Raw genomic sequence first — 4,672 nt, 5'->3', positions numbered from 1 at the left:
GCGCGCGGACGGACCTGATCCAGGAAGGCGACGTCCCCAGCCACGTGCATCTCATCCTCGACGGCTTCGCCTGCCGCTACAAGGTCCTGCCGGACGGCCAGCGCCAGATCATGGCCTTCTTCGTGCCTGGCGACTTCTGTGACCTGACCGGTATTTTGGACCGAGCCGATTGAGAGGCTACTGCATGGTCGCGGCCATGGGTAGCCGGAAGGCCAGATCCGGGTAGCGGACGGGCGCGGGCGGCCGATAGCCCAGCGACGAATGCGGTCGGACGCAATTGTACGTGGTTTGCCATAGACCGATCACGATCTGCGCCTCCTTCAGCGAGTAGAAGATCTCCTGGCACAGGCACTCGTCCCGAAGCTTGCCGTTGAAGCTTTCGCAGTACCCGTTCTCCCACGGGGATCCTGGCGCGATATACTGGATCTGTGAGCCAGCTTTGGCGACCCATTTGCGCAGCGCCTTCGAGATCATCTCTGGGCCATTGTCGCAGCGGATGTTCTCCGGGATGCCGTGCAGGCACATCGCATCGGCCAAAGCCTCGATCACGCCGAGGCTGTTGATGCGCCGCGCCACCTTCAGCGCCAAGCAGGTCCGGCTGTGCTCGTCGATCAGCGTCAGGATGCGCAGGCTCCGGCCGTCGTGGGTCTGGGCCTGCACGAAGTCGAAGCTCCAGACGTGGTTGCGGTGGAGCGGGCGCAGGCGTTTGCCCGAGCCGTCGTTCAGCCACAGGCGGCTGCGGGGCTTATGTCGGCTGGGGACTTTTAGCCCCTCGCGACGCCAGATGCGCTGGACCCGATCCTTGCCCACCTGCCACCCCGCTGCCTGCAGCAGCGCGGTGACGCGGCGGTAGCCGTAACGTCCCTACTCGGACGCCAAGGTTATGATGGCGCGGGTCAGCGCATCCTCATCGGCCGGCACGGTCGGCACGTAGCGCTGCGTGCCGCGGTGCTGGCCGACGATCCGGCAGGCGTGACGTTCCGAGAGACCATACTTTTCTCGGATGCCGTCGACCGCCCGCCTGCGTCGTTCGGGGGCTACAAGTTTCCCGAGGCGACATCCGCCAGCACTTGCTTCTCCAAGGACAGACCAGCCACGAGCCGCCGCAATCGCGCGTTCTCACGCTCAAGTTCCTTCATCCGGCGCGCTTGGTCGATCTGCAGGCCGCCGTATTCCTTGCGCCAGCGTGAGTCGCTTTGCTCGGAAATTTCGGCCTCCTTGCAGGCGAGGGCCAAACTCTTGCCCTGGGCTGTCTGCACCTCAATCTGACGCAGCTTCAACACGACCTGCTCCGCACCCGTCTTCTGACCTCGCCGCATGTCCAACTCCTTTGGTCCTGACTGATCCTCTCAATCAGCCCGGCCCAAAACCAGCCGGTCAGGTCACTTGTCGGCTACGCGCGTGTGTCCACCCTCGACCAGAACCTGGATCTGCAGCGCGATGCCCTTCTGAAGGCCGGCTGCGAAAAAGTCTTCGAGGAGAAAAAGAGCGGCAAAGCCGGCACCAAGCGGCCCGAATTCGAGGCCGCCCTCGCCTACCTGCGTCCGACCGATCAGCTGGTGGTCTGGAAGCTCGATCGCCTTGGCCGCTCCCTCGTCGAGATGATGCGAACGATCGACGGACTGCGGCTGAAGGAGATCCATTTCCGAAGCCTGACCGAGCAGTTCGACAGCGCGACCGCCCACGGCCGCTTCGCCCCCTCAGATGCACGGCGCCATGGCCGAGTATTTTCTCGACCTTAACCGTGAGCGCACGATGGAAGGCCTGAAGGCCGCCGTCGCCCGCGGGCGCAAGGGTGGCCGGCGCAAGGCGCTGTCCGAAGGGGGATCTGGAGGTGGGGCGTGCCCTGCTCGCGGCCGGCAACATCTCGATCGCCGAGATTGCTAAGCGCCTCGGGGTCAGCCGAATGACCTTCTACACCTACTTCCCCCAGGCGCGAACGCGCAGCCAGGCAGCGAAAAGCTAAGCTAGATGCCGATCCGCCCGGAAAACCGCTTCTTCTACCCTATTGACTGAGTGCAGCTCTCGCGGGTGGTTCGCTTCGAGCGGGCTAAGGGCTGCTGCGAAGGCTACGGCCGGCCGCATGGTCAGCTAGTCTGTCATCTCGGCGACGGGCGCTGGTGGGATAATGCCACGCAGACCTGGCGGAGCGGAAAGGGCCGCAAGCTGAAGCTGGCGCCTCCGATGCGAACACTGAGCAGATCGGTGCAGCGCCCGTCCGGCTGACCCCTAGGGAGCTTGGTGAAGCCGCCCGACGGTAAGAGGCGACGCTGCATCAACTCGCGTTCGACTACGACGCGATGCTGAAGGGCGCTCCGGCACCGTAGGAGTGAGCTGAACCATCTCGCTTACAGACGCGTTACTGGCGTTCTTCGACATGGAGGACTCGATGCGTCAGCGCATTCTCGTCACAGCCATCCCGTTCATGCTGTTCGTTGTAAGTTCTGCCTTCGCACAGGCACCAGCAGCAGCTCCGCCGGCGACTGCTGCTGGCACGCCCGGCGTCGCCGCGCCGCAGCCCGGTTCGACGGGTGCCCCAGCCACCGCGTCGGGAACCCCGACTGGCCAACCCGCTGACACTGTGACGAACAACTCCGCAGCTGGCGGAAACGCCGGTCAGCCGGAGCGCCCCCTGCCCCAGGGTGGAGGTGGCGGTAAGTGAGCCGATCACGGCGTTGACGAAGGTCGAGACGATCATCGCCCTTCAGCCCCGATTGCTAATCGCGCAGGATCTGCGACCCTCATAGAAGACGTCGAGCGGGTCGTTTGATCCGCCCGACGGCTCAACAACACGAGGAGCGGCATGGCCATGGCTGAGACAGACAAGTCTCCGGGTGTGAGCGTCGTGCCGCCGACGGTGCCGATCCGGAACGTGAACGTGCCGGACCCAGCGACCGGCAGCCAGCCTGATAGCAAGAACCCGGTCAAAGAGGCCGAGAGGAAGCCGGACGATCCGGACAAGGCGGCCAAGGACGGCTTGGCTTGATCGCCGTGAGCCGCTCTCCCGCAATCCCCATCGTTCCGATCGCCCTCGCGTTCCTCCCCACTGTGGCCAACGCACAGCGCACGCCGGATTCGTCCGCGAAACCTGCATTAGGCGCGGCAGCAGCCGGTGAGGGAGCGGCATCAGCTGTCGATCCGGCAATGCTCGACCAATGCCGGCAGCGGGCAGACGCTCAGAAGCTTAAGGCAGGTCCGGAGCGGAAGGCGTTCATGGGGACCTGTGTCACGCCCGAGAATTGAGGTGTGGCAGTCGCGGCGATTGGCAGCAGTGAGTTGGTCCTGCTCAGCAATCCCCACACTCGCACACTCGCGGCCTTGCGCTACCTCGCGCTGGTCGCTCCGGCCGAACGGCACCGGGCCGAACCGCGTAGTCACGGGATCCGGCCCCCGACAATCAGCGAGCGCTGCAAGTGGCTCTCGTGTTTAGCCGGGGATCACGTCGGGCACGATCCGCGGGACGAGGAAGGCGACGCCCACCGTTGCATTGCGACGCCAAACGACCTTAACCGGCAACGCGGCGCTCTCCTGACCGATCGCGAGGTCGAACGTATTCGGCACCTTCGTACCCGAAGCGAACAGGACGCAAGCGCCGGTGGGGCTGTGGTTGAGCACTACGCAGGGGGAGCGAACGCGAGTGCCAGCTAGGGAGGCCTGCCCCTCCAGCGTTGACGTCACACGAAGTTTGGCGCGGCGCTCTAGCATAGCGATACACTGCTGAACTGGCGCTGTTACGGTCCTACGCAACCATTAAAACTCTATATAGAGAACCTGATATTGCAATGTTGATATACGAATTATGGAACAGCGGTTAAAGACTAGCTACCCGGGATCCGAGCTATAGAACGGTTGCCTCAAAACTCGCCGCCGCCACGCGCTACATAGCGCCTGACGCTCCAGCTTGGATACTGGACGGCACAAGGCCAAACCACGTCATCACGGGATCCGGCCCGCATCCCTACTCCGCGCGCATCGTCACCGATCCGTCGTCGGGGTCTACGGCCTCGACGAGTGGCCCCAGCGCGCCCATGATCGCCAGATCATTGAGACCCCGATTGCAGGCTTCCGCGAGCCGGTCGCTGTCGTCGGTCGGCATGACCCGCAGCAATGCGGCCATGATAGCGGTGATGGCGGCATCACGGGCCATCGGTGTATCTCGAAGGGGTGACGCCGGATCGCGAACGACCGCTGAGACGACGTTCTCGGCAATGACCTGTGCAGCCTGGTCGAGGTTGGGCCCGACCATCACGACCTCCTACAAGAACCCCGAGTCGCTGTGCCCTTCGAAAGCGTTGGCTCGGCGAATGTACCCGACCACTGCCCTCGGATCCCGGTGGCTAGACGATCATCTTCCCTTTGTGGCCGCGACCTGGCCCAGGCTTTCGCTTATGCTTCTTCGGAGGGTTCTCGCCCACACGCACTGGCGTTTCACCTTCGCCCAGCACCGACATGACCACGGCACGGAAGTCGTTGCACAACCGCGGCTCTACGGCCTCGCAAGCGCGCGGGCAGACCCCACGCCAAGCGTCCCGGTCGACGCGCGCGGAGCGGTGTCGGTCGGACACGACGACGCTGAACGACAACCCGCAGTGCGGGCAACATACCGGCACGAAACGCATGACCAGCCCCGGATGGACCGAAAGAAACGCCCCGGAGGTGGCATCCGTCTATC

At 64.2% G+C, this 4,672-nt stretch carries 4 protein-coding genes and 3 pseudogenes; 4 read left to right on the top strand and 3 right to left on the bottom strand.

Annotation, left to right across the window (positions count from 1 at the left end; all coding sequences use genetic code 11):
- Positions 1–164: pseudogene (locus tag AAHG09_RS31595) on the top strand (cyclic nucleotide-binding domain-containing protein); the annotation flags it as partial.
- Positions 165–177: 13 nt separating this feature from the next.
- Here AAHG09_RS31595 and AAHG09_RS31590 read toward each other — a convergent pair.
- Positions 178–1,319 (bottom strand): annotated as a pseudogene (locus AAHG09_RS31590) (IS3 family transposase).
- Between the two features lie 33 nt (positions 1,320–1,352).
- On the opposite strand from AAHG09_RS31590, the pseudogene AAHG09_RS31585 reads away from it, so the two are divergent.
- From AAHG09_RS31585 to AAHG09_RS32035, 3 genes and pseudogenes are all read left to right on the top strand, one after another.
- A pseudogene (locus AAHG09_RS31585) lies at positions 1,353–1,966 on the top strand (recombinase family protein).
- 843 nt (positions 1,967–2,809) lie between these two features.
- Entirely contained in the window at positions 2,810–2,986 is a 177-nt protein-coding gene (locus tag AAHG09_RS31580) for a hypothetical protein (RefSeq protein ID WP_342112279.1), read from the top strand.
- Positions 2,987–3,144: 158 nt separating this feature from the next.
- Positions 3,145–3,243 carry a PsiF family protein gene (locus AAHG09_RS32035; RefSeq protein ID WP_412760122.1) on the top strand — a complete coding sequence of 33 codons (99 nt, stop codon included), beginning with the start codon at positions 3,145–3,147 and terminating at the stop codon, positions 3,241–3,243.
- Between the two features lie 183 nt (positions 3,244–3,426).
- On the opposite strand, the gene AAHG09_RS31575 is transcribed toward AAHG09_RS32035, so the two are convergent.
- Together AAHG09_RS31575 and AAHG09_RS31570 are read right to left on the bottom strand one after the other, a co-directional pair.
- Positions 3,427–3,705 (bottom strand): PilZ domain-containing protein, encoded by a 279-nt coding sequence (locus tag AAHG09_RS31575; RefSeq protein ID WP_342112278.1) that lies wholly within the window; start codon positions 3,703–3,705, stop codon positions 3,427–3,429.
- Between the two features lie 253 nt (positions 3,706–3,958).
- Positions 3,959–4,246: a hypothetical protein gene (locus AAHG09_RS31570; RefSeq protein WP_342112276.1), complete on the bottom strand. Its 288-nt coding sequence runs from the start codon at positions 4,244–4,246 to the stop codon at positions 3,959–3,961.
- Positions 4,247–4,672: the final 426 nt, after the last annotated feature.

Origin of the sequence: Methylobacterium guangdongense (genome assembly GCF_038442355.1) — a bacterium.
In the GTDB taxonomy this organism is placed as follows: domain Bacteria; phylum Pseudomonadota; class Alphaproteobacteria; order Rhizobiales; family Beijerinckiaceae; genus Methylobacterium; species Methylobacterium guangdongense.
Note: the sequence above shows the minus strand (reverse complement) of the source record. Positions and strands in the feature narration are given on the sequence as shown.